Below are 23,176 nucleotides of genomic sequence, written 5' to 3' on the forward strand. Positions count from 1 at the left end.
ATATGAATCGAAACAATCCAAAAAAATACCGTATTAAATCCTTCGGCTGTCAAATGAACGTCTATGATGGCGAGCGCATGTCCGAAATGCTTGCCGATCAGGGCATGTCAAGCGCCGCAGACGGTGAGGACGCCGATCTGGTTGTGCTCAATACCTGTCATATCCGGGAAAAAGCGGCTGAAAAAGTCTATTCCGATATTGGCCGTTTGCGCGGCAAGGACGGAAAAAGCCCGATGATTGCCGTCGCTGGCTGTGTGGCACAGGCAGAGGGAAAAGAAATCTCTCGCCGTGCGCCCAGTGTTGACATTGTTGTTGGGCCACAAGCCTATCACCGGCTTCCCGAGCTTATCGAGCGTGCCAAAACCGGCAAGAAGGCACTGGACACAGATATGCCTGCTGCATCGAAATTCGATGCTCTGCCCACGCGCAAGAAACAGGTCCGGCCCACCGCCTTTCTTACCGTGCAGGAAGGATGCGACAAATTCTGCACCTATTGTGTTGTTCCCTATACTCGCGGCGCTGAAATTTCCCGCCCGTGGAATGACTTGCTCGACGAGGCGCGCGCGCTGGTTGACGGGGGCGTAAAGGAAATCACTCTCCTCGGCCAAAATGTGAACTCCTGGACCAGCGAAGATGACAAGGGACGGATACAGGGCCTTGATGGCCTGATCCGTGCGCTCGACGCTATAGATGGTCTGGAGCGGATAAGATATACGACCAGCCACCCGAATGACATGACGGATGCGTTAATTGCGGCCCATGGCGAAGTTCCGGCATTAATGCCCTATCTGCATCTTCCGGTGCAGTCTGGCAGTGACCGGATTCTCAAAGCCATGAACCGTTCACACACCACTAACAGCTATCTCGATATTCTTGCCAGGATGCGGGACGCCCGACCCGATATCGCCATATCCGGTGATTTCATTGTAGGTTTCCCCGGCGAAACCGATGCCGATTTTGAAGAGACACTGGCGGTTGTCAAAGAAGCCAATTACGCGCAGGCATATTCCTTCAAATATTCACCGCGTCCCGGAACCCCTGCTGCAACGATGGAAGATCAAATCGCACCGGAAGTCATGGACGAGCGACTGCAACGGCTGCAAGCCTTGTTGAACGAACAACAGCATGATTTCAATCGACAGGCTCTGGGTCGGCGCACTGACATATTGCTGGAACGCAATGGCAAACTTGACGGGCAACTTGTCGGCAAAACGCCGTGGCTTCAGTCGGTTCATATCGTTGCCCCCGGACTTGCGATTGGTGATATGGTTGATGTCACTATCGAAAGCGCGGGTCCCAACAGTTTGCAAGGCAGGCTGACACAGAAAGAAGCTGCCTGATGGCAAAAAAGAGCATTGCTGGCGACAGCCCCGATCTCTTGACTCTGGATGTTGAATTTGACGATCCCCAGATTCTGGGCGATTTGTTTGGCGAATATGACCGCAATATCGTGGCGATTGAAAACCGTCTTAATGTCTATATCGCTGCACGCGGGAACAAGCTGAAAATCGAAGGCGACAGAGAAGCAGCGACACAGGCACGCGATGTTCTGGTCGGCATTTATAACCGGCTTGAAGATGGGCAGGAAATTGATACCGCCGTGGTCGAAGCGATTATCAGCATGGTTGCTGATCCCCGCATAGCCAAATCCACCAAGTCCGCTAGCGCGCAAAAACAGGTGAAAAATGCTCTGTCTGCGCCGCCCAAAGTGATGATCCGGACGCGCAAGAAAACGATATTTCCGCGCTCCGTCCGGCAGGCCGATTATATGGAAAAGCTGGCGCGTGATGATATGATTTTTGCGCTGGGTCCGGCGGGTACGGGTAAAACCTATCTGGCTGTGGCTCAGGCTGTATCCCAATTGGTGACAGGGTCGGTTGACCGCCTGATCCTCTCTCGCCCGGCGGTCGAGGCCGGGGAAAAAATCGGTTTTCTGCCCGGTGATCTCAAAGAAAAAGTCGATCCTTTCCTGCGCCCGCTATATGATGCACTCTATGATACGCTGCCCGCAGAGCAGGTAGAACGCCGGATTGAAAGCGGGGAAATTGAAATTGCCCCAATCGCGTTCATGCGGGGCCGGACATTGGCCGATGCCTTTGTAATATTGGACGAAGCCCAGAACACAACGACAGCGCAAATGAAGATGTTCCTCACCCGTTTCGGCATGAACAGCCGGATGGTGATTTGCGGCGATCCCAAGCAGGTCGATTTACCCGACGGGGCAACGTCCGGCCTTGCCGATGCGGTCCAGAAACTTGACGGTATTGATAGCGTCAGCATGGTGAGGTTCGGGGCTTCGGACGTTGTGCGCCATCCCCTTGTCGGGAAAATTGTCGAAGCCTATGAAGGCAAAGATGCTACAGATTGAGCTGAACACCGGCCCGCAGTGGCAAAACGGAATTGATTGGCAGAAACGAAGCGAGGAAGCTGCAAAAGCTGCGCTGTCTGTATCTTCCTACGGCGGCTTGGCTGATCGTAATTTTGCGCTGGAAATCAGTATCAAGCTCTCTGGCAATGAAGAAGTCCAGCAGTTGAACCTGGCTTATCGTGGCAAAGACAAACCGACCAACGTCCTGTCTTTCCCCATGGTGCCTTATGATCTGCTTGATGGCCTGTCCAACAGTGATGACGGCGAAGTCTTGCTCGGTGATATTATAATGGCTTATGATATTTGCCAGAACGAAGCGCAGGAAAAAGCCATTCCTATGGAGGACCACGCATCGCATCTGCTGGTTCACGGCGTTTTACATCTATTGGGCCATGATCATGAGCAAGAATCAGATGCTTTGATAATGGAAGCGCTGGAAATTAAAGCGTTACAAAATCTGGGTATTGCCAATCCCTATATCGAACAACATATATGAAAAGTGACCAAGAATATTAATATGTCAGAGGATACCGATACAAATAGCAACGGAGCTGTAGGACGATCATCGCCTGCTTCCCGTGGCGAGGATGACGAACCCGGGCGAATATGGCGCAACCTGAAAGCCTTGGTTTTCGGGGAAGCGGAAGATAATTCGCTACGCGCGCAACTCGAAGAAGTCATTGACGAACATGAGAATGACGGGGATAGCTCCAAAAACGGCATTACTGACATTTCACAGGTTGAAGTGGAAATGCTGCGTAATTTGCTTCATTTCAGCGACCACCGCGTTGACGATATTGCCGTTCCCCGCGCCGACATAATCGCGATCGAGGAAAGCGCACCGTTCAGCGAATATGTCGAGATATTTTCTGAACACGGGCATAGCCGCATTCCGGTTTACCGCAATGACCTCGATACAATCATTGGCATGATCCATATCAAGGATATATTTGCGCTGGTTGCCAAAGGCGGAACACCGCCTACAGACATCACTCCCTATCTGCGCCAACCGCGCTTTGTGCCCGAATCCATGGGCGTGCTGGATCTGCTTGCCGAAATGCGGGCGACGCGTATTCATCTGGCCATTATTTTTGATGAATATAACGGCACAGAAGGTCTCGTTACGATTGAGGATATTGTCGAAGAAATTGTCGGCGATATCGAGGATGAGCATGATGACGAGCCTGTCCCGATGCTGAAACAATTGGACAGTGGGATTTGGGAAGCCGACGCCCGGGCAGAGCTGGTTCATGTTGGCCGTGAAATCAATCCGGCGCTGGCGGAAATTGACGAGGATGTCGACACAATCGGCGGCCTGTCTTTCGTTCTCGCCGGGCATATTCCCAAAACCGGTGAAATATTGCCCCACCCCAGCGGCTGGCAACTGGAAATTACGGAAGCAGATGACCGGCGTGTGACGAAACTGCGTCTGTTACCGCCAGAAATAAATACCCCTGACGCATAAATGATTAGTGAGCGGCCAATTGCGCCGCTCGCTTACGCCACGTTTCTGCCAATGCGGGCATTGTGGACAGTTTTTCCAGTTCAGCGCCCTGCCCTTTATGTTCACCGCCAATGATCAGCTTGAACAGGCGTGTTAACGGCCAGTCGTCATGCTGGCGGTCTATCTGGATTAACCGGTCGCCTGCGCGCACGATGCCCGGTTGCAGCACGCGGAAATAGCTGCCCGATCTGGTCGTCTTGATTACCGTTTTCATGACATCTTTATGGCCAAAATGGTGATTGAGTTTCCAGCACGGTTGCCGCGCATGGCTACATTCGATCACCGCTTCGCCCAACCGGAAAATATCGCCCAGATGCAACCGGTCCTCGGTCATTCCGGTGCAGCTAAGATTTTCTCCGAACGCGCCGGGTTTCTCCAGAATATCCAGTCCGGGGTATTTCTGTTTCCAGAAATCATAATGCTCCAGCGGATAAAGATGCACGGCTTTGTCGCGCCCGCCGTGGTGCAATAGATCACCGACCTGATTGCCGACAAAACCGAACGGCCCCAGTTCGATTGCCTCTGTTACCGGATGTTTTACAATGGCGCTCATCTCGCCATCTTCACGAAATAATTTCGGCATGCCGATGAGCAAGGCGTCGAGCGATGTTACTATCATCATCAATTTATATCTGGCAAAGTTCACGTTGGCAATTTCCGATTTATTATGCTTCAAGGCAAAAATGGAAATAAGTGACCTTCGCATTGCCTTATATAGCGGCAATTATAATTTCGTACGCGATGGCGCGAATCAGGCTTTGAACAGATTAGCGGAATATCTTCTGCGTCAGGGAGCCGCCGTGCGCGTCTATTCTCCGACCACGGATACTCCGGCATTTGAACCTACCGGCGATTTGATCAGCGTCCCTTCTTTTGCCTTTCCGGGACGCGGGGAATATCGTTTCCCTACACATATTTCGGCCACTGCCAAACGCGATCTGGCAGAGTTCAACCCCAATATCATGCAAATTTCGAGTCCCGACCGCGTTGGCCACCGTATGGTTAGCTGGGCGCGTAATCGTGATATTCCGGTATTGGCTTCGGTGCACACCCGTTTTGAAACCTATCCGCGCTATTATAATCTGGCGTTTCTGGAACCGGTGATCGAGGCGATTTTGCGCCGCTTGTACCGCCGCTGTGACGCGCTGGTCGCCCCTTCCGAATCCATGGCACAGGTGTTGCGAGAACAACGCATGAACTATGATGTCGGAATATGGTCGCGCGGCGTTGATAAAGATGTTTTCAATCCGTCAAAGCGCGATCTGGCTTGGCGGCAATCCTTCGGAATTGCTAATGATGAGCCGGTGATCGGCTTTCTGGGCCGGTTGGTCATGGAAAAAGGACTGGACGTTTTTGCCGACACGATTGACGAATTAAAACGCCGCGACATTAAACACCGGGTGCTAATCATTGGTGAAGGCCCGGCCCAGCAATGGTTTGAAGACCGGATGGACGACGCGATATTTGCAGGGTTCCAGCAAGGGCATGATCTGGGACGTGCGGTAGCCAGCATGGATATGCTTTTTAATCCGTCCATCACCGAAACCTTTGGCAATGTAACGCTGGAAGCCATGGCTTGCGGCCTACCGGTCGTCGCGGCAAAGGCAACGGGAAGTCAAAGTCTGGTCAAAGACAAGGTATCGGGACGGCTGGTCACACCCGGCGCCATTCGCGATTTCGCCGATGTTTTACAGCTCTATTGCCAAGATGAAGCCATTCGCAAAAACCATGGTAAAGCTGGCGAGAAGCGCGCCGATGAGTTTAGCTGGGATCAGATTAACCACACGGTCGCAGAAACCTATATTCGTCTGATCCGTCAGCGCCAATCCGGTCACAGCCCGATCAAACAGGCCGCTGTCCGGTAAATTAAAGCGGGTTATGAGTTTGGGTGAGCAATCACTCTAACGCAATATACCCTTGCCAGTCATCTTGCTGGAATACCAGATAAGGAAAATTACCGACGTCCAGATAAGCGCGTTAAAAGCCCAGATTCCCGGTGTGTTTAAACTGGATGGCATATCGGCAGTCATTTGATAGATTGTTGATCCAATCAATCCCAGCAAGGATATGATAAACGCAGCAACGGCATAACGGCTGCGTAATAATATCAATAGCGAGCCGATAAATGCACCCCAGACGCCAAATGCCCAAGCGATATTGGCCCAGATTGGAAAATTGAAAAAATAATCCGGTTGTTCGGGGGAGAATGAACCCAGATAAGATTCATTGCGCGTCTGGGTCATTACATAATCCAGCACACCCCCCGCATTCCATAGCGTGGCAATGATACCGACCGTCCATATATGCCACGGCGTTTTTGGCCGTCTATCATGGGTTAAGGCTTCCAGTGTTTCAGACATTTTTCTCTCCTTACCCCGCTTTGACATTATACCACAGGCATCCTGATTGCAGAATATGGAAAAATTTCAGGAAAATTCAGGGATAGAGCAACGATCAAGCTGTTTTTCAGTAAAGAAAATGCCATAAGCGCAAGTGATGGATGATTTGTTCCTCTCTGATACCCCGCAGGCACAAGGCGATATGGCCGACAATAGTCCGCTGGCCGAGCGGCTTCGTCCTCAGAAGCTGGACGATGTGGTCGGTCAGGACCATCTTGTCGGGGATAATGGCGCGCTGAAACGTATGATCGTGGCTGGCAAGCTGTCTTCCATAATATTCTGGGGGCCACCGGGAACCGGAAAGACCAGTCTGGCCCGGCTGCTCGCCAATGAAACCGACCTTCATTTCAAGGCTATATCGGCGGTTTTTTCCGGCGTTGCGGAGCTTAAAAAAGTATTTGCCGAGGCCGGGCAGCGACAACAAACCGGCCAGCAAACTTTGTTATTTGTTGACGAAATCCATCGCTTCAATCGCTCGCAGCAAGACAGCTTTCTGCCTTATGTTGAAAAAGGCACGGTCATATTGGTCGGGGCGACAACTGAAAACCCGTCTTTTGAACTGAATGCCGCCCTCCTCAGCCGGACACAGGTGCTGATCCTCAACCGGCTGGACAGCCCTGCGCTGGATCAGCTTTTGACCAAGGCTGAGGCGTTGATGGGCAAAGCCCTGCCAATTACAGAGAGTGCGCGTGATGCGTTGATTGCCAGCGCCGACGGCGATGGACGGTTTTTGCTCAATCAGGCCGAAACATTATTTTCGCTCGACATCAATGAGCCGCTTGATTCTGCTGCGCTGGCAAAGCTGTTGCACCGGCGTATGGCAGTCTATGACAAGGATCGGGAGGGTCATTATAACCTGATCTCCGCACTGCATAAATCAATGCGCGGATCGGATGTTCAGGCGGCGCTTTATTATCTTGCCCGCATGCTGGTGGCGGGAGAGGAGCCGCTGTATGTCCTTCGGCGGATTGTGCGTTTTGCCAGCGAGGATATCGGAATGGCTGATCCGCAGGCGTTGATACAGGCGCTGGCCGCGAAAGATGCTTATGATTTTCTGGGCAGTCCGGAAGGCGAACTGGCCATCGCGCAGGCGTGTATCTATTGCGCGACGGCCCCGAAATCCGATGCGGCTTACAAAGCGCAAAGATCTGCTTGGAAATCCGCCAAGCAAACAGGGTCGCTCATGCCACCGCAAAATATTCTTAACGCGCCGACCAAGCTGATGAAAGATATTGGTTACGGCAAAGATTATACCTATGACCATAGCACGGATGCGGGCTTTTCCGGCGATAATTACTGGCCCGAAGAAATGGAAGCCATGCAGTTTTATACGCCGGTTGATCGCGGCTTTGAACGGAAAATCCGTGAGAGACTAGACTATTGGGAGAATTTACGGCGTGAGAGAAATGGTTAAAGTCTTACCGGCATCTATCGGGGTGCCCGGGTCATAAACGCCGATTGGAGCAAATGAATCATGTTCACTCGCCATTACTATAGTGTGTCCCTGTGAGTAAAACATACCGCGCCGCTGTCTGCTCCGCGTTGAGCGGACCAGATTCCATCGAGATTAAAGAGATGGAGGCAGAACCGCTACAGGCTGGAGAGCTACGCATAGCCGTAAAAGCAGCTGGATTAAATTTCCCTGATTTATTAATGGCTTACGGGAAATACCAGTTCCGCCCATCGCCTCCATTCGTTCCAGGCCTTGAGATCGCCGGAGAGGTTATCGAGGTCGCACCAGACGTAACCGGCTTTGCCATTGGTGACCGTATAATGGGCGGCAACAAGGGCGATGGCTTTGCCGAACAGATCATTCTGACCGCCGATAAAGCCACTCCCCTGCCCCCGGCCCTCTCCTTCACCGAAGGCGCATGCTGGCACGGCGCTGCGATCACGGCATGGCATGCCCTCAACGACAAGGCTGCGTTACAAAAAGGCGAAACGGTCCTGATCCTCGGTGCCAGTGGCGGCGTTGGTATGGCAGCGGTCAAACTCGCCAAGCATATAGGCGCGATAGTAATTGGCACAGGGTCCAGCGATGAAAAGCGGCGGGCGATTATGGAAGCGGGAGCGACGCATAGTCTTGACCCTGCTGACCCGGACCTTGCCGCCAAAGTCAAAGAGCTGACCGGCGGAAAAGGAGTCAATGTCGTGTTCGATCCGGTCGGCGGTGATTTGGCGATAACAGCAACGCGCGCTATCAGTTGGGGCGGACGTTATCTCATTGTCGGCTTTGCCAGCGGTGATATCCCATCATTTCCGGCCAATCATGCACTCATCAAAGGCTATAGCCTCATCGGCCTGCGCGCTGGCGAAAGCGCTAGACGCGACCCGCAACTGGCCAAGCGTAGTCAAAAAGCGCTTCTCGATCTGGCGCAGCAGGGCATAATGCACCCTCATATCTCGCACAGCTTTGCGCTGGACCAGGCGAAAGACGCCCTTCGCGTCCTCGAAAAACGGGCCGTAATCGGGCGAGTAGTGATTGATATGACGCTTTAACCCACAATCATTCAACTGCGGCACGAAACAAAATGTTACATCTGTGCCGTGCCATTGAAACTACTCAACCCTGTATCTTGCATGAATAACATGTTACCATTCTGTTTAATATATGATTATCCACAATTAAGGGGAAGCGTTATGGATGGAATAAGAATAGGGAACTATGCTTTTGATGCTGAGCTCGCCATGCAACTAGGAGAGAAAGTAGGCCTTGCACTGCTAGTCCTCCTCGTTACTTGGGTTTTAGCTAAATCAGCTAAATGGGCGTTCGCAAAGCTGGTTGATAATGTAGGCTTCCTCAGACAGGATACATCTTCTGGCACCTCGGTCGGAGAATCCCTCGGCAAAATAGTATCTTTACTGATCTGGCTTTTTGGTTTGCTCATCATATTGCGCGTATTAGGTTTAGGCGGCGTCGATGCGCCTATTCAAACCCTGTTAAACAGTATCATGGAATTTGTTCCCAACCTCTTGGGTGCGGCAATAATATTCTTCATTGGTCTGGTTGTCGCACGTATCGTCCGCGATATTCTGGTGACGACATTGCAAACGGTAGATTTTGACAAATGGGCTAATCGTGGAGGCGTCGATACAGTTACCGGCAATACACAGATCAGCAAAACATTAGGAACTATTGCATATGTGTTGATTATAATTCCGGTCGCAATCCTTTCGCTTGAAACCTTGAAACTAGAATCCGTTTCCGGACCAGCTAGCGATATGCTCCGCATGATTCTTGCCGCTATCCCGAATATTATCGGTGCTGCGATCATTCTTGGCATTGGTTATCTGATCAGCAAGTTTGCGGTTCAGATTATTAAGGAAGTTCTGCCAGGATTGGGCGTTGATCAATCGGTTGCGGCAATGGATATTCTGCCAAGCGGAACACCGCTTACTTCCATTCTTGCCCGTATCGCACAGATTGCAATCATGCTGTTCTTTGCCATTGCGGCAACACGTATGCTGGGCTTTAGTGATCTGACCATCATCCTTGACCAAATCCTCGTCCTTGGTGGCCGGGTTATCTTTGGCGGCGTAGTGATCGGGGTTGGCTTTCTTATCGCCAATCTTATGGCCCGGGTCATCAGCGGCACCGGAGAAAGCAATATGGCCGCTTCTATCGTGCGTTATGCTGCGATCGTGCTGTTCACTTTCATGGGTCTGCAATTCATGGGCGTGGGCGAAGAAATCGTCGAGATGGCCTTTATGGCTCTCGTGATTGGCGGCGCAGCGGCAGCAGCTTTGGCCTTTGGTTGGGGCGGCCGCAATGTCGCTGGCAAAGTTTTGGAGGACTTATATGCCAATCCTCCGAAAAAAACCGCGGCTAAACCAGCGTCTCGCAAACCGGCTCCTAAAAAGCCCTCTGCCGGCAAATAAGCTGGAAAACTTTTAAAGAATTAAAGGGCGGGTCCGTGTGGCCTGCCCTTTTCTTTTGTCTATTTTTTGCCACTTATGAACTTCATGCCTTAAAATCACCAAATGCGTCGTTTTGAATATTTTACCTGCATTGACTGGTCCGGAGCAAAAACGGAACGCCCCGATGGCATAGCGGTAGCTGTTATTGGACCGGACGGACCGCCGACCCTGATTTCCCCCAGCCCGAAATGGTCACGCGAAGATGTCCGCGACTGGCTGTTACATATATCGACGACCAAGCAGAATATGCTAATTGGTCTAGACTTGTCGATGGGACTGCCTTTTCTGGATAGCGGAGCCTATTTCCCTGAATGGGACGCTACTCCTGCCAACGCGGCAGGTTTGTGGCAATTGGTAGAGCATCTATGCGCCGCCGACCCTTATCTGGGCGTTCAATCCTTTCTCAACCATCGTGAAGCCGCGCGCCATTTCAGGCACAGCCGCGATCATGTCGGGGATTTGTTTATCGGCGGTGCAGGACGGTTGCGCGTTGTTGAACATCATCAACGCAATACCGGGCAATGTAACAGCGCCAGTTGCTTTAACTTAATTGGTGCAGCGCAGGTCGGTAAATCCAGCCTGACCGGAATGCGTATGCTGCATCAACTCGATGGCGCTATTCCCATCTGGCCCTTTGACCCCGTGCCTGATAACGGCCCCATGATCGTAGAAATTTACACCGCGATTGCCGCACGTGCAGCAGGATTGCCCAAGGGCCGAAGCAAAATACGCGATCGCAGTGGGCTGGAATGCGCTTTGTCGTCACTTAATTCATCTCTGCCGCCAAAACTGCGGCGCTATGATGACCATAGCACAGACGCATTAATCACCGCTACATGGATGAAAAACGCAAGCCTGAACACAAAGCTATGGCACCCGCCAATGCTAACAAATGAAATTGCACAAAAAGAGGGCTGGACCTTTGGAGTTTTTTGAAGCAAAGAGCGCTCGTTATTGGCAACAGCCACAAAACCAGCGCCGAATTAGCTCAGCTGGTAGAGCAACCGCCTTGTAAGCGGTAGGTCATCCGTTCGAGTCGGATATTCGGCACCATTATTTAAACTCTGAACTTATCTGTTGCATCGCGGCAACGCTTTGTGTGCATCCTTACAATAATGGCGCGTATAGTGGCGCTAAGTAACTGGTAACGGTGGACTTATTGACTCGCCTCCATCAAGGAGCGCGCAGATTTATAACGGATTTATTTAGCGCACTTTATACGAAAAGGGCTCTCAGGAGTATATCATGAAAATATCAAAATATTTGACCGCTACCGCAATTGGTGGCCTGATTTCAGCTGTACCTGCTTATGCTGAGAATGTTGCACAAAATACGCAGCAAGATACCGCGGCTGATAGCAATATCATCATCGTGACCGCGTCCAAGCGTGAAACAACCTTGCAAGAGACCCCAATCGCCGTTTCGGTGACAGGTGCAGAGACCATTGAACAAGCGGAAATCCGTGATCTTCTGGACCTGCAATCTATCGTTCCGTCGCTGCGTGTGTCGCAATTTCAAAGCTCGGCCAATACCAATTTTGTTATTCGCGGTTTTGGCAATGGCGCTAATAATGCCGGTATCGAGCCATCTGTGGGCGTGTTCATTGATGGTGTGTATCGTTCTCGCTCTGCGGCGCAGATTGGCGATCTTCCGAATGTTCAGCGGATCGAGGTACTTCGCGGGCCGCAATCTACGTTGTTCGGAAAGAACGCATCTGCCGGCGTTATCAGCGTGGTTACGCAAAAGCCGCAATTTGACTTTGGCGGTTCTGCTTCATTGACTTATGGTAATTACAATACGGTTGTTGCGAAGGCTGATATTACCGGACCGCTAACCGACACCGTGGCTTTCAGTCTTGCCGGTAAATATAACCGGCGGGATGGATATGCACAGGATCTGGCCCTGGGCACGGATGTTAACGATCGTGATCGCTGGGGCACGCGCGCGCAATTACTGTTTGAACCATCTAACGATCTATCGGTCCGCTTGATTGCGGATTACGACAAGATTGACGAGAACTGCTGTATCGCAGCCAATATTGTAAACGGTCCGACGAGCGCAATTTCCGATATGCTGGCTGGCGGCAAAGCTGTCGATCCGGAAAATCCGTTTTCATATAATGTTTATAACAACTTCCTGTCCTCCAACAATATTGAAAACTATGGTGTTTCGGGTCAGCTCGACTATAGTTTTGGTGCGCTGAACCTGGCAGCTATCACCGCTTATCGGCGTGTAAATGCCGTGACGGATCAGGATTCCGACTTTACTGGCGCTGATCTCATCGGTCGAAATTTCGCTGATACGCGTATCAAGACCTTTACACAGGAATTACGTTTGGCATCTGAATTTGATGGTCCGGTCAACTTCCTGCTTGGCGGCTATTATTTTGACGAAAATATTGACCAAATTAACGAGTTTCAATTTGGCAGCCAATTCCGCACTTATGGCAATGCGTTAGTTCAGGCGGCATCTGGCGGGGCTTTGAGTGTTCCTATGCTTGAGCAAACCTTTGGTGCATTGGACGGCGATCCCACCCAATATGTCGGGAGATTTTTCCGTTCTGCTGACGGTTTTGACGAAGCCTATGACTTCTCCAACGAAGCCTATTCGATTTTCGGCACGGTCGATTTTGAAATTACTGATAAGCTCACACTGACTGGCGGTTTTAATTATACCAAGGATAAAAAACGCTTTTCCACAGATGTGACGAGTAGTGATGTCTTTTCCGGCATCGACCTTGATGCACCGCAATATGCACCATTCCGGGAGCAATTGTTGATTGGTGGCGGTGTAGACCCGGCCACCGCGGCGTTTCTTGCTGCTAATCCCACTGCGACGTTGCCAAATGGTGATAGCGCAAACCCACTTGCTGACTTGAAAAACTTCCAATTCCTTCCGCCGTTCCTGAACGTGCCGAATGCCGTGGAAGATGGCCGGACCAATGACGATGATCTCGCATGGTCTGTTCGCGCTTCTTATGCGGTTAACGACAATGTCAACGTCTATGCAACCTATGCAACAGGTTTCAAGGCCAGTTCGATTAACCTCTCGCGCGATAGCCGGCCATTGGCAACGGATTTACCCGCAATAATCGCTGGCGGATTGAATACGCCTAATCTGACATCCGGCTCGCGCTTTGCCGGACCGGAAAATTCTGAAGTCTATGAAATCGGTTTGAAAGCCCAGTTTGACTATGCGGCTTTCAATATTACAGCCTTCAAACAATCAATTGAAGGATTCCAGAGCAATGTGTTCACCGGAACAGGTTTTGCATTGGCCAATGCAGGCGAGCAATCCACCTTTGGAATAGAATTTGATGGTACGGTGACTCCGGTTGACCCGCTGACATTATTTTTGGCGGTGACGTATCTCGATACAAAATATGACTCGTTCGTCAATTCGGCATTTGGAGATATTTCCGGCGCGACCCCGGCTGGTATCCCCGGCATTTCTGCTTCAATGGGCGCAACTTACACGCATGAATTTGACAATGGATCACGTTTAATTGCGCGCGGTGACTATTTGTATGAAAGCCCGGTGCATTTGGTCGACGGACTTATCGGTTTCCCAAATGGTTTTGCAGAAAGTCTGAAACGGGAAGTCAAACAGTTAAACGCTGCTGTGACCTTTCAACATATCAGTGGATTTGAGCTATCGGTCTATGGCCGCAACCTGACGAATGACAAATATCTGACCCTGGTATTCCCTTCCGTCGCGCAAAGCGGCAGCATTAGCGGTTATCCAAACCAGCCAAGAACCTATGGTGTAACCGCACGTTACAAGTTTTAGCAGAGCCGGAAAGGCCACAGCTTTTCAAGGTTTAACAGGCCCTGCCAGGAAACTGGCGGGGCTTTTTTTTTCGTTCGCTTCTCACGAAACCCAGGGAGCAAAGTTGCAATAATGTAACGTAAGGGTGCATTTTTTTAATTTCTATCTAGACTTAATTGCCTGATTAGTTGAATATCAATGTATCTGGAGGGATGAGCATAAAGCTGCACTCTCCAGTCAACATAGGGGACGGGAGAGATTTATGCGTAAGTCGTTACTATTAGCTGCCACAGCCATAACTGCTGTATCATCACCAGCATTAGCGCAAGATAACAGAATGGATGACAAGATCATCATCGTGACAGCCCAGCGACAGGCCCAAAGCCTTCAAGACGTTCCAATTGCTGTTTCTGCGTTCGATTCAACCGCATTGGAAGCGCAACAGATTGAAAATAGTTCCGACCTTCAACTGACGTTGCCGAACATAACATTCACCAAGACCAATTTTACCAGTTCCAGCTTTACCATCCGCGGCATCGGAGATTTATGTACCGGGGTCACTTGCGACTCGGCTACGGCGATCCACCTCAATGAATCACCGCTGTTTCAAACGCGGCTTTTCGAAACAGAGTTTTATGATCTGGAACGCGTCGAAGTTTTGCGTGGCCCACAGGGGACATTATTTGGCCGTAGCGCGACATCCGGCGTGGTTAACGTTGTAACTACCAAACCCAGGACCGACCTATTTGAAGCTTCAATTGACGGTGAATATGGCAATTACCAATCCTTCAAGGTCAAAGGCATGGTAAACGTCCCAATCGGGGAAACGTTGGCAGCAAGAATTGCCGGCGTGTACATCAATCGGGATGGTTTCACAAAAAACCTGTTTGATAACAGCAGAATTGATGGTCGTGATCTATATTCCATTCGTGGTTCTCTACGTTGGGAGCCGGGTCCGGATACAACAGTTGATTTCATGGCGTCTTATTTCCGGGAAGATGATGACCGGATGCGTATCCAGAAACAGCTCTGCCAAACCGACCCGACAGGCGTGTTAGGCTGCCTCAATAATCGTCTGGATGCTTCTCCGGTCAACGGGAACTCCACGCTAGCGGCAATTTTTGCTTCGACAGAATTATTGTCAATTGCCGGTATTCCGACAGCATTCGCGCTTGGGAGTCTGGAAAATGATCCGGATATTTACGCAAATTCCGTAACGCCTAGTGATCCACGTAAGGTAAATACGGCTTTTACCCCGGAATATTTTACCAGCGAACTTATTTTTCAGGGCAGAGTAGAACATAATTTCGGACCGATCAGCGCACAGCTATCTGGTACTTATCAGGAAATAAAAGTTGACTCGCGGCAGGACTATAACCTGAATGTGGGGGACAAGTCGCTCTATACACCGGGCTTAACGACGCTTGCCGCTGCGGCTGCCGGATTAATTCCAGGACTACCGGCGGCTTATTTTGCTCCGGCGGCAAGTGCGCTTAACCCGGGCGGACCGGGCGGCGGCATATATTGCACGTCTGATACTGATCCGACGGGACTTGGTTCGTTTGGCGGCAATGCAATTTGCGGTAGTGAGCCGCTACAATTTGACCGTTCTAACCAGAAAGGTTCGGCATGGTCAGGTGAAGCAATCATCAGTAGCGATCTGGACGGAATGTTCAATTTTCTTCTTGGCGGCATCTACGCTGAGTCTGACGTGAAAGAAAATAGCTATTATGTGAATGCTTTCGGGCTTGATTATTCGTCAGCGATTTTGGGATCATTTGGTTCTCTTGCTGGTGGATTGCCACCATCCCATCAAGGGCAATCCTTTTATCGTAATAATACGGACAATTTTAATCTGAAATCCTATGGTATTTTCGGTGAGGCTTATTTCGATGTGAGTGATCGTCTGAAATTCACAGTCGGGCTTCGTTACAACAACGATAAAAAGTCTGTTCGTGCACGGACAGCACTGCTTAATTCGGGGGTCTTCATCCCTTATACTTTGACCGGCAATATTGATGACACGCCGTATGGAGCATTATTTGATGCGGATCTTTCGACACCTTGTACTGCTGGTTCTCCGGTAGGGGCTGTCGGATCTGCTGCAGGTTGTGAACCATTTCAAAACCGCAAAGTCAGTTTTGACAAGCTGACGGGGCGCGCAGTCATCGACTATAAAATTACGGACGATAATTTACTCTATATATCCTATTCGCGCGGTTATAAATCCGGTGGTATAAACCCGCCTTTGTCACCGGTATTCACAGTAAACGAAGCATTCCGGCCGGAAAAGGTGGATGCATTTGAAGTCGGCCTGAAAAACTCATTTGCTGATGGCGCATTGCAGCTTAATCTGACAGGTTTCTACTATAAATATAAAGACTTGCAGCTTAGCCGTATTGTTGCGCGAACATCCGTTAATGACAATGTCGGCGCTGATATTTATGGTCTGGAAGCAGAAGCGGTCATCCGGCCCGATCCGGATTGGGTGTTTAACCTTGGCTTTAGTTACCTTCACACCAAGGTGTCGGAAGACAAGTTTCTTTCCAATCCCAGAGACCCCGGTGGTGGACGCAGCGATGCGGTCATTATTAAAGACCTGTCCAATGCATCTAACTGTGCTGTGGTTCCAACGGTTGCGGGTAATGTAGCCGGAGTTAACGGCTTTGTTGCTGCGGTCAATGCCGGACTGGGCCTGAACGCACCACAAGCATTTCCGGCCGATGGCGGTATTGCATCAACGGGGGCTTACAGCATCTGTTCTGTATTGGCCGGGGCAATAACGGGTGGCAATCTGCCATTTGAAGTTCTGGGTTCCGGTGTTCCGGTTAATATCCGAGGCAACGAACTGCCACAGGCACCCAATGTCAAATTTTCGGTTGGGGCACAATATACCGCAAACTTCAACAATGGCATGAGCTTGGTTCCACGCCTCGATATTGCCTATACCGGCAACAGCTATGGTAGTATTTTTAATAGCACACCGGACCGTATCGAAGGATTTACTCAAGCCAATGCACAGGTTCAGCTGAATGGCGCCGATAACAGGTGGTATGTTCGCGGATTTATTCAAAATATATTTGATAGCAACAGTATCACGGGGCAATATGTGACAGATGCCTCATCAGGCCTTTACACAAATGTCTTCACGCTTGACCCGCGCCGCTATGGTATTGGAGCGGGCTTTAAGTTCTAAAGAGATCGTCACGTAGAAAAATGAGCCCTGCCGGGAAACTGGCGGGGCTTTTTTATAGGCTGAGCTTTATAGGCCGGGTGCCAAAAATATGCTGCGTAGTAACCGATTGCAGGTTTTGCCGAATATGCCCCGCAGATAATGATGGGCGGTATTCACCCTTTTTCTCAGAAGGAGCAATTTTCCAGAGGAGATAGTATCGAGCGATCATCCGCTGGATGATCGTCTGGAAAATGGTGCCCCTGGCCCGACTCGAACGGGCACTCCTTGCGGAACTCGATTTTGAGTCGAGCGCGTCTACCAATTCCACCACAGGGGCTGACTTCCTTTGCCGTAGACTGGCATTTACGAAATCGCGGTCCTGTTAGCGGAGTATAATTTTGCTGGCAACCCTCTGAATGCGTTTCCGCTTAAAGCAGGTTCCCGCTGGTCATTGTCTGAATGATCCAAAGCGGGAAAGCAGCGATCGCCATAAAGCTGCCCAGAGGCAACGCAGTATCCGCCGCAATCCCCTGTCCGCGCAGTCTTTGTAATGCGGCCATAGTCAATCCGGTCAGCGCCGCACCCAATATGACCAATGGCAGCGCCGACCATCCCAGCCAGCATCCGATCGCACCCAGTAATTTAGGATCACCGCCTCCCAGCCCTTCCCGACCGCGTAGCAATTGATAGCCCCAGCCAACCAGAAAAAGCGCAAAAAACCCGGAAATACCGCCAATCAGCCGGTTCAGAAAATCAGGATCATCGACTATGAGGGAGCCCGTCAATCCGGTCACCGCCAATGCCATTGTCAGCCGGTCGGGCAACCATTGCCATTTTGCATCAAGCGACGCCAAGATAAGTAGCAACCAGCCAAATATAGCGCCTAGAGCGCCCGTGATGCCCGGCGCGGCATATAGAGCCACGCCCCCGATCAGGCCCGCTGCCAGCTCAATCACCAGATGATCGTAATTTATCGCTGCGCCGCACTTCGCGCATTTTCCTGCCCGCAAAATAAAACTGAAAACCGGGATAAGATCAACCGCCCGCAATTTTTGACCACAGTGATCACAGCGCGAACGCCCCGACACGACCGATTCCCCTTGTGGCCAGCGAGCAAATATCGTCGCCAGAAAACTGCCAATCATCAGGCCGAATATGGCTCCTGAAATGGGATAGAGGATAGGATTCATTGCTTATCCTGAAACGTCTTGGCAAATGGATATGCTTCTCTTTCCCGTTACCCTTGAACTTGTCGAGCCGAAAGCGCTGGTTTTCTCAAAAGCACGCAATTTGAACAACGCTTTTTCCCTTATCCCTGCATTGAAAAACTGCGAAGTGGCGCCTATGTCGAAGGCCAATATGCACACTGCCCACGCAGATACATTCGCAGATTTTTTTTGAAAGGCCTTACTCATGTCTCAATCCGATCCAGTCGTCATTCTTTCTTATGCCCGCACCCCGATGGGCGGCATGCAAGGCGCTTTGGGCGACGTAAGCGCGCCTGATCTGGGCGCTGTTGCCGTTCGCGCGGCGGTAGAGCGCGCAGGCGTCGATGGCGCGGATGTGGAACGCATTTACATGGGTAATGTTTTATCCGCTGGCCAGGGTCAGGCCCCTGCCCGTCAAGCAGCCATTTTGGGCGGATTACCGCAATCGGTCGAAGCCACCACACTTAACAAAATGTGCGGATCGGGTATGCAGGCCGCAATCATGGGCACCGAAGCATTGGCCGCAGGTTCGGTGGACATCATTGTCACCGGCGGAATGGAAAGCATGACCAACGCGCCTTATCTGCTTCCGAAAATGCGTGGCGGCGCGCGGCTGGGCCACGCGCAGGCAATGGATCATATGTTTCTCGACGGACTGGAAGATGCTTATGAGCCCGGACGGGCGATGGGCAGCTTTGCCGAGGAAACTGCTGGCGAATATCAACTGACCCGCGAATCTCAGGACGAATATGCGATTGAATCGCTCGCTCGCGCAAAAGCTGCTGTCGAGAGCGATGCGTTTGATGATGAAGTCGTCCCCGTCGAGGTCAAGACCCGCAAAGGCAGCGTTACAGTGGACAAGGATGAGCAACCGTTAAAAGGCAATCCCGACAAAATCCCGCAATTGCGTCCTGCTTTTGCGAAAGACGGCACAATCACCGCGGCCAATGCCTCTTCTATTTCGGACGGCGCGGCGGCGATGGTATTAAGCCGGGCCAGCGTGGCAAAAGACAAAGGATTGAAGCCTGAAGCCACAATTGTTGCCCATGCCGCCCATGCCCATGCACCCGCCAAATTCACCACGGCTCCCGTGGCAGCAATTCAAAAAGTGCTGAAAAAAGCGAATTGGAATGTGGATGATGTTGATCTGTGGGAAGTGAATGAAGCCTTTGCCTGTGTTGCTATGTTCGCCATGCAGGATATCGGGATTTCCCGTGACAAGTTAAACGTCAACGGCGGCGCAACCGCGCTGGGCCATCCGATTGGAGCCAGCGGTGCGCGGATCATGGTAACATTGATCGCTGCATTGAAAAAACGGGGCTTGAAGCGCGGTGTCGCTGCGCTGTGTATCGGCGGCGGAGAAGCAACTGCGGTTGCGATAGAGCTGGCTGAATAATTCCAGGCCATCACTAATGGGCGGGAAACATTGTTTCCTGCCCCTTGGTGGGACTTACAGCGAATATTCTCCCCGGACGAGGGACAGTTATGAAGCTGTCCTACATGGGTTCTCTATGATAAACACTCATCCGGCTCTTTCTTATATTGAATAACATCTACGCGGCTGAACTTTGGCCAGAGCAGAACTTTGGCCGGAAATGATAAATCGCCGGAAATGGTAGATCGCCGGAAATGATAGATTAATACGAATATTATCCGGAAATCACCGTGTGATTTGTGTGAACTTTGAAAAAGAAATATCGACGGGAAGCTCTGGCAAAAGCCGTTCTTGGTGTGAACTTAGTGAACTTAGCGGTGACAGATAGAATAGCTCCGTTATTTATATCAACTGAACATCTTCTTCATTATTCCAATGCTTGGCCGCCCCAGATAACTGCCTGATTGATATAACCACGACGTCCATCGACATCGAACAGACACCATCCGTTTTCGCATCGGCTAATCTTGCCAACAACTCCTGCTTCAACGTGCCAGATTATTTTCGCATCTTCATCCGGCTTAGCGTGCAATGTTCGCACCTGCCCCTTCTGCCCCGTCACCATCGCGGTTAGAGAGCCGCTTAACAGGCCGGCATGTATCCAGCCTTGTGTGCCGCCCGGGTCTTCAACCTTGCGCCAGGACCGATAGCGCGCAACGATTTTTATCGGCAAGTTTTTCCGCTTGTATATCCATGTTATCGGATATTCGGTGCTTGGCCCCGTACGCATTCGTGCTTTTGGTTTATCAATTGAGGCCCAATAAGGGGGGTCCCGCTCAGCCATCGCCGGGGGAGCAGATGCCAATATCCAGATAGCCAGCCCGAGCATCGGCAATATTCTCGATAAAAATTTACCCATGATGCAAAACTATATTATTCCCCAGTAGCGCAGTGCTTTAAGCAACCTTTGAGTAACAGTCATAAACTGAAAGCCGAACACGCTTCAAGCGCCACCTTCTTGACCTGATGTAAAAATCAGGCATAGCAAATGCCATATGGCTGCTACATCTCAATACGACCGACCTCGCCCCGCAAAACCACGAGTCATAGTGACCCGGGAACTGCCCGATTCTGTTCACGACCGAATGGGTGAACTTTTTGATGTCGTGCCCAATTTAACTGATCGCGCCTTTACCCGCGATGATTTGATCGCGGCCATGGCCGATTGTGATGTTCTGGTCCCTACCGTCACCGACCAGATAGATGCCGAGATGATTGCCCAAGCGCCAGATCGCCTGAAACTGCTTGCTAGCTTTGGTGCCGGGGTAGATCATATTGATCTGGCAGCTGCCCGTTCACGCAAAATTATGATCACCAACACACCGGGCGTATTTACCGAAGATACGGCCGATATGACCATGGCGTTGATTCTTTCTGTTCCCCGCCGTCTGGCCGAGGGCGAAAAACTGATGCGCTCTGGAAAATGGGAGGGTTGGAAACCATCAGGCATGCTTGGGCACTGTATCGGTGGAAAGAAACTCGGCATTATCGGCATGGGCCGCATCGGTCAGGCGGTTGCACGCCGGGCATCGGGCTTTGGACTATCCATTGTTTATCACAACCGTCGCCAATTGCCCCCCGCAGTCGAGGAATCTTTGAACGCCAGCTATATTGCTGATCTGGATGAACTTATCCGCAGCTGTGACATCATTACCATCCATTGCCCACGCACACCCGAAACCCATGGTTTGATCAGTGCCGACCGCATAGCGATGATGAAACCCTCCACCTATTTTATCAACACCGCCCGCGGCGACCTGATTGACGAAAATGCATTGATCACAGCGCTTCAGAATGAAGAGATCGGCGGAGCGGGGCTTGATGTCTATGCGCGTGAACCCGCGGTAGATAAACGCCTGCTAACGCTTAAAAATGTCGTTTTGCTCCCGCATATGGGCAGCGCCACATTTGAAGGACGCGAAGCATCGGGTGAACGCGTTATCGCTAACATTCGTGTATGGGCCGATGGACACAGACCGCCTGATCAGGTGCTGGAAGGCTGGGCTTAATCTTTCAGGCATGAATATATGCTAAGAAGAACATTGTTTCAGAGGGAATAGGTGAAACATATGGGTAAAACTATTGTCGCAGGCATAGCAACAATATTGGCCGCCGCACCAGCAACTGCTCAGCAATATATCGACCCTGTTGATGTCAGCAATAGCGGTGACACGGCCTGGGTTCTGACATCCACCGCGCTAATCCTGTTGATGGCCATTCCCGGTCTTGCCCTATTTTATGGCGGTCTGGTTCGCTCGAAAAACTTCCTGTCGGTGCTGATACAATGCTTCGCGATTGCGGGAATCATATCAATCCTGTGGGTTGTAGTGGGATATACCCTTGCCTTTGGGCCGGTCAGCAGCGGTATTTTAGGCAATGGCTTCAACTGGATGTTAGGCAATCTTGGTAATGTGCGCGAAGGAACGGCAATACCGGAATCGGCCTTTGCGATGTTCCATATGACATTTGCGATTATCGCCTGTGCACTAATGGTCGGCGCATGGGTGGGCCGCGCAAGATTTGGCTGGGTGATAACCTTTTGTTCGTTATGGCTTCTGGTGGTTTTTGCGCCAGTAGCGCATTGGGTCTGGGGTGGAGGCTGGCTTGCGCAGCTTGGCGTGCTGGACTTTGCGGGCGGCATTGTTGTTCATACTACAGCTGGTATCTCGTCGCTCGTCATCGCAATTATGATGGGCAATCGCATTGGTTGGCCAAAAACCCTGATGCTACCGCATAGTCCGGCTTTTGCCGTTGCCGGGGCAGGATTGCTTTGGGTGGGATGGCTTGGGCTGAATGGCGGCTCTGCTTTAACCGCAACCGACAATGCTTCAGCCGCAGTTATCAACACCCATGTCGCAGCTGCCATGGCATCGTTGATATGGATATTGATGGAGCGGATCAAAGTCGGAAAGTCAACCACCATTGGCGCTGCTACAGGTGCAATTGCCGGGTTAGCGGCCATTACTCCTGCTTCCGGTTATATAGGGCCGGGCGGTGCGCTGATAATTGGCGCGGCCGCAGCTTTTGTGTGTTTCTTTGCGATCGGGCTAGTCAAAAATGGTTTCAAGATCGACGACAGTCTGGACGTTTTCGCTATTCACGCGGTGGGCGGAATATTCGGCTCGCTAATGCTCGCTATATTTCTTGGCGATAGCATGGGCGGTGTTGGCTATGCGGACGACATGGCATTTGGAAGCCAGTTTATCGCGCAATTGATCGGTGTTGGCGTCGTCGTCATTTGGTCTGCCATCGCCACGGCAGTTCTCGGCTTCGGGATCAGCTTTATTTTACCGATGCGGGTTAGTGAAGATGACGAACGCGACGGCCTCGACATCGCCAATCACGGCGAACGGGCATTGAATATAGATTAGGAAAATATAGGAAGTAGGAGTCGCTTACGG

General features: G+C 51.1%; 18 protein-coding genes and 2 tRNA genes. 15 read left to right on the top strand and 5 right to left on the bottom strand.

Features of this window, described 5'->3' with window-relative positions:
• Positions 1-2 precede the first annotated feature (2 nt).
• Genes miaB through AB1K62_RS04990 form a run of 4 tightly spaced genes read left to right on the top strand, consistent with a single transcriptional unit; the run spans position 3 to position 3,833 of the window.
• A complete protein-coding gene (gene miaB, locus AB1K62_RS04975) occupies positions 3-1,340 on the top strand; it encodes a tRNA (N6-isopentenyl adenosine(37)-C2)-methylthiotransferase MiaB (protein ID WP_367002065.1) in 1,338 nt (445 codons plus the stop codon).
• The gene (locus AB1K62_RS04980) at positions 1,340-2,368 is read left to right on the top strand and encodes a PhoH family protein (protein WP_367001729.1); all 1,029 of its coding nucleotides are present in this window, start codon (positions 1,340-1,342) and stop codon (positions 2,366-2,368) included. Before miaB ends, AB1K62_RS04980 begins: the two co-directional genes overlap by 1 nt.
• Positions 2,355-2,864, top strand: coding sequence for an rRNA maturation RNase YbeY (ybeY, locus tag AB1K62_RS04985; RefSeq protein ID WP_367001731.1), 510 nt, complete (start codon positions 2,355-2,357; stop codon positions 2,862-2,864). Before AB1K62_RS04980 ends, ybeY begins: the two co-directional genes overlap by 14 nt.
• 21 nt (positions 2,865-2,885) lie before the next feature.
• Positions 2,886-3,833 (top strand): hemolysin family protein, encoded by a 948-nt coding sequence (locus tag AB1K62_RS04990; protein ID WP_367001733.1) that lies wholly within the window; start codon positions 2,886-2,888, stop codon positions 3,831-3,833.
• Positions 3,834-3,837: 4 nt separating this feature from the next.
• On the opposite strand, the gene AB1K62_RS04995 is transcribed toward AB1K62_RS04990, so the two are convergent.
• Complete coding sequence (locus AB1K62_RS04995) at positions 3,838-4,494, bottom strand: MOSC domain-containing protein (RefSeq protein WP_367001734.1); 657 nt, start codon at positions 4,492-4,494, stop codon at positions 3,838-3,840.
• 61 nt (positions 4,495-4,555) lie between these two features.
• On the opposite strand from AB1K62_RS04995, the gene AB1K62_RS05000 reads away from it, so the two are divergent.
• Complete coding sequence (locus AB1K62_RS05000; protein ID WP_367002067.1) at positions 4,556-5,737, top strand: glycosyltransferase family 1 protein; 1,182 nt, start codon at positions 4,556-4,558, stop codon at positions 5,735-5,737.
• Positions 5,738-5,773: 36 nt separating this feature from the next.
• On the opposite strand, the gene AB1K62_RS05005 is transcribed toward AB1K62_RS05000, so the two are convergent.
• On the bottom strand, positions 5,774-6,232 hold the full coding sequence (locus AB1K62_RS05005; RefSeq protein ID WP_367001737.1) for a hypothetical protein: 459 nt from the start codon (positions 6,230-6,232) through the stop codon (positions 5,774-5,776).
• 136 nt (positions 6,233-6,368) lie between these two features.
• Between AB1K62_RS05005 and AB1K62_RS05010 the strand changes: the two genes are divergently transcribed.
• The 7 genes from AB1K62_RS05010 (at position 6,369) to AB1K62_RS05040 (ending at position 17,153) form a co-directional block, all read left to right on the top strand.
• Entirely contained in the window at positions 6,369-7,685 is a 1,317-nt protein-coding gene (locus AB1K62_RS05010) for a replication-associated recombination protein A (RefSeq protein ID WP_367001740.1), read from the top strand.
• Between the two features lie 92 nt (positions 7,686-7,777).
• Positions 7,778-8,770 (top strand): NADPH:quinone oxidoreductase family protein, encoded by a 993-nt coding sequence (locus AB1K62_RS05015; protein WP_367001742.1) that lies wholly within the window; start codon positions 7,778-7,780, stop codon positions 8,768-8,770.
• A 141-nt stretch (positions 8,771-8,911) separates the two neighbouring features.
• The gene (locus tag AB1K62_RS05020) at positions 8,912-10,150 is read left to right on the top strand and encodes a mechanosensitive ion channel (RefSeq protein ID WP_367001745.1); all 1,239 of its coding nucleotides are present in this window, start codon (positions 8,912-8,914) and stop codon (positions 10,148-10,150) included.
• A 102-nt stretch (positions 10,151-10,252) separates the two neighbouring features.
• Positions 10,253-11,125 (top strand): hypothetical protein, encoded by an 873-nt coding sequence (locus AB1K62_RS05025; RefSeq protein WP_367001747.1) that lies wholly within the window; start codon positions 10,253-10,255, stop codon positions 11,123-11,125.
• Between the two features lie 41 nt (positions 11,126-11,166).
• Positions 11,167-11,242, top strand: a tRNA-Thr gene (locus AB1K62_RS05030).
• A gap of 192 nt (positions 11,243-11,434) precedes the next feature.
• Positions 11,435-13,978, top strand: coding sequence for a TonB-dependent receptor (locus tag AB1K62_RS05035; protein ID WP_367001750.1), 2,544 nt, complete (start codon positions 11,435-11,437; stop codon positions 13,976-13,978).
• 241 nt (positions 13,979-14,219) lie between these two features.
• Positions 14,220-17,153 (top strand): TonB-dependent receptor, encoded by a 2,934-nt coding sequence (locus AB1K62_RS05040; protein WP_367001752.1) that lies wholly within the window; start codon positions 14,220-14,222, stop codon positions 17,151-17,153.
• Between the two features lie 231 nt (positions 17,154-17,384).
• On the opposite strand, the gene AB1K62_RS05045 is transcribed toward AB1K62_RS05040, so the two are convergent.
• A tRNA-Leu gene (locus AB1K62_RS05045) sits at positions 17,385-17,469 on the bottom strand.
• A 91-nt stretch (positions 17,470-17,560) separates the two neighbouring features.
• Positions 17,561-18,322, bottom strand: coding sequence for a prepilin peptidase (locus AB1K62_RS05050; RefSeq protein ID WP_367001754.1), 762 nt, complete (start codon positions 18,320-18,322; stop codon positions 17,561-17,563).
• A 223-nt stretch (positions 18,323-18,545) separates the two neighbouring features.
• Here AB1K62_RS05050 and AB1K62_RS05055 point away from each other — a divergent pair, with 223 nt between their 5' ends.
• On the top strand, positions 18,546-19,736 hold the full coding sequence (locus AB1K62_RS05055) for an acetyl-CoA C-acyltransferase (RefSeq protein ID WP_367001756.1): 1,191 nt from the start codon (positions 18,546-18,548) through the stop codon (positions 19,734-19,736).
• Positions 19,737-20,142: 406 nt separating this feature from the next.
• Here the strand turns inward: AB1K62_RS05055 and AB1K62_RS05060 are convergent, their stop codons facing one another.
• Positions 20,143-20,634 (bottom strand): SH3 domain-containing protein, encoded by a 492-nt coding sequence (locus AB1K62_RS05060; RefSeq protein ID WP_367001759.1) that lies wholly within the window; start codon positions 20,632-20,634, stop codon positions 20,143-20,145.
• A gap of 136 nt (positions 20,635-20,770) precedes the next feature.
• Here AB1K62_RS05060 and AB1K62_RS05065 point away from each other — a divergent pair, with 136 nt between their 5' ends.
• Together AB1K62_RS05065 and AB1K62_RS05070 are read left to right on the top strand one after the other, a co-directional pair.
• The gene (locus AB1K62_RS05065; RefSeq protein ID WP_367001762.1) at positions 20,771-21,784 is read left to right on the top strand and encodes a D-glycerate dehydrogenase; all 1,014 of its coding nucleotides are present in this window, start codon (positions 20,771-20,773) and stop codon (positions 21,782-21,784) included.
• A 60-nt stretch (positions 21,785-21,844) separates the two neighbouring features.
• A complete protein-coding gene (locus AB1K62_RS05070) occupies positions 21,845-23,146 on the top strand; it encodes an ammonium transporter (protein WP_367001764.1) in 1,302 nt (433 codons plus the stop codon).
• Positions 23,147-23,176 lie beyond the last annotated feature (30 nt).

Source organism: Parasphingorhabdus sp. JC815, assembly GCF_040717415.1.
Lineage (GTDB): Bacteria > Pseudomonadota > Alphaproteobacteria > Sphingomonadales > Sphingomonadaceae > Parasphingorhabdus.

Coding starts and splice junctions, on each gene's coding strand:
- miaB (WP_367002065.1), top strand. CDS start 3: ATGAATCGAAACAATCCAAAAAAATACCGTATTAAATCCTTCGGCTGT.
- AB1K62_RS04980 (WP_367001729.1), top strand. CDS start 1,340: ATGGCAAAAAAGAGCATTGCTGGCGACAGCCCCGATCTCTTGACTCTG.
- ybeY (WP_367001731.1), top strand. CDS start 2,355: ATGCTACAGATTGAGCTGAACACCGGCCCGCAGTGGCAAAACGGAATT.
- AB1K62_RS04990 (WP_367001733.1), top strand. CDS start 2,886: ATGTCAGAGGATACCGATACAAATAGCAACGGAGCTGTAGGACGATCA.
- AB1K62_RS04995 (WP_367001734.1), bottom strand. CDS start 4,494: ATGATGATAGTAACATCGCTCGACGCCTTGCTCATCGGCATGCCGAAA.
- AB1K62_RS05000 (WP_367002067.1), top strand. CDS start 4,556: ATGGAAATAAGTGACCTTCGCATTGCCTTATATAGCGGCAATTATAAT.
- AB1K62_RS05005 (WP_367001737.1), bottom strand. CDS start 6,232: ATGTCTGAAACACTGGAAGCCTTAACCCATGATAGACGGCCAAAAACG.
- AB1K62_RS05010 (WP_367001740.1), top strand. CDS start 6,369: ATGGATGATTTGTTCCTCTCTGATACCCCGCAGGCACAAGGCGATATG.
- AB1K62_RS05020 (WP_367001745.1), top strand. CDS start 8,912: ATGGATGGAATAAGAATAGGGAACTATGCTTTTGATGCTGAGCTCGCC.
- AB1K62_RS05025 (WP_367001747.1), top strand. CDS start 10,253: ATGCGTCGTTTTGAATATTTTACCTGCATTGACTGGTCCGGAGCAAAA.
- AB1K62_RS05035 (WP_367001750.1), top strand. CDS start 11,435: ATGAAAATATCAAAATATTTGACCGCTACCGCAATTGGTGGCCTGATT.
- AB1K62_RS05040 (WP_367001752.1), top strand. CDS start 14,220: ATGCGTAAGTCGTTACTATTAGCTGCCACAGCCATAACTGCTGTATCA.
- AB1K62_RS05050 (WP_367001754.1), bottom strand. CDS start 18,322: ATGAATCCTATCCTCTATCCCATTTCAGGAGCCATATTCGGCCTGATG.
- AB1K62_RS05055 (WP_367001756.1), top strand. CDS start 18,546: ATGTCTCAATCCGATCCAGTCGTCATTCTTTCTTATGCCCGCACCCCG.
- AB1K62_RS05060 (WP_367001759.1), bottom strand. CDS start 20,634: ATGGGTAAATTTTTATCGAGAATATTGCCGATGCTCGGGCTGGCTATC.
- AB1K62_RS05065 (WP_367001762.1), top strand. CDS start 20,771: ATGGCTGCTACATCTCAATACGACCGACCTCGCCCCGCAAAACCACGA.
- AB1K62_RS05070 (WP_367001764.1), top strand. CDS start 21,845: ATGGGTAAAACTATTGTCGCAGGCATAGCAACAATATTGGCCGCCGCA.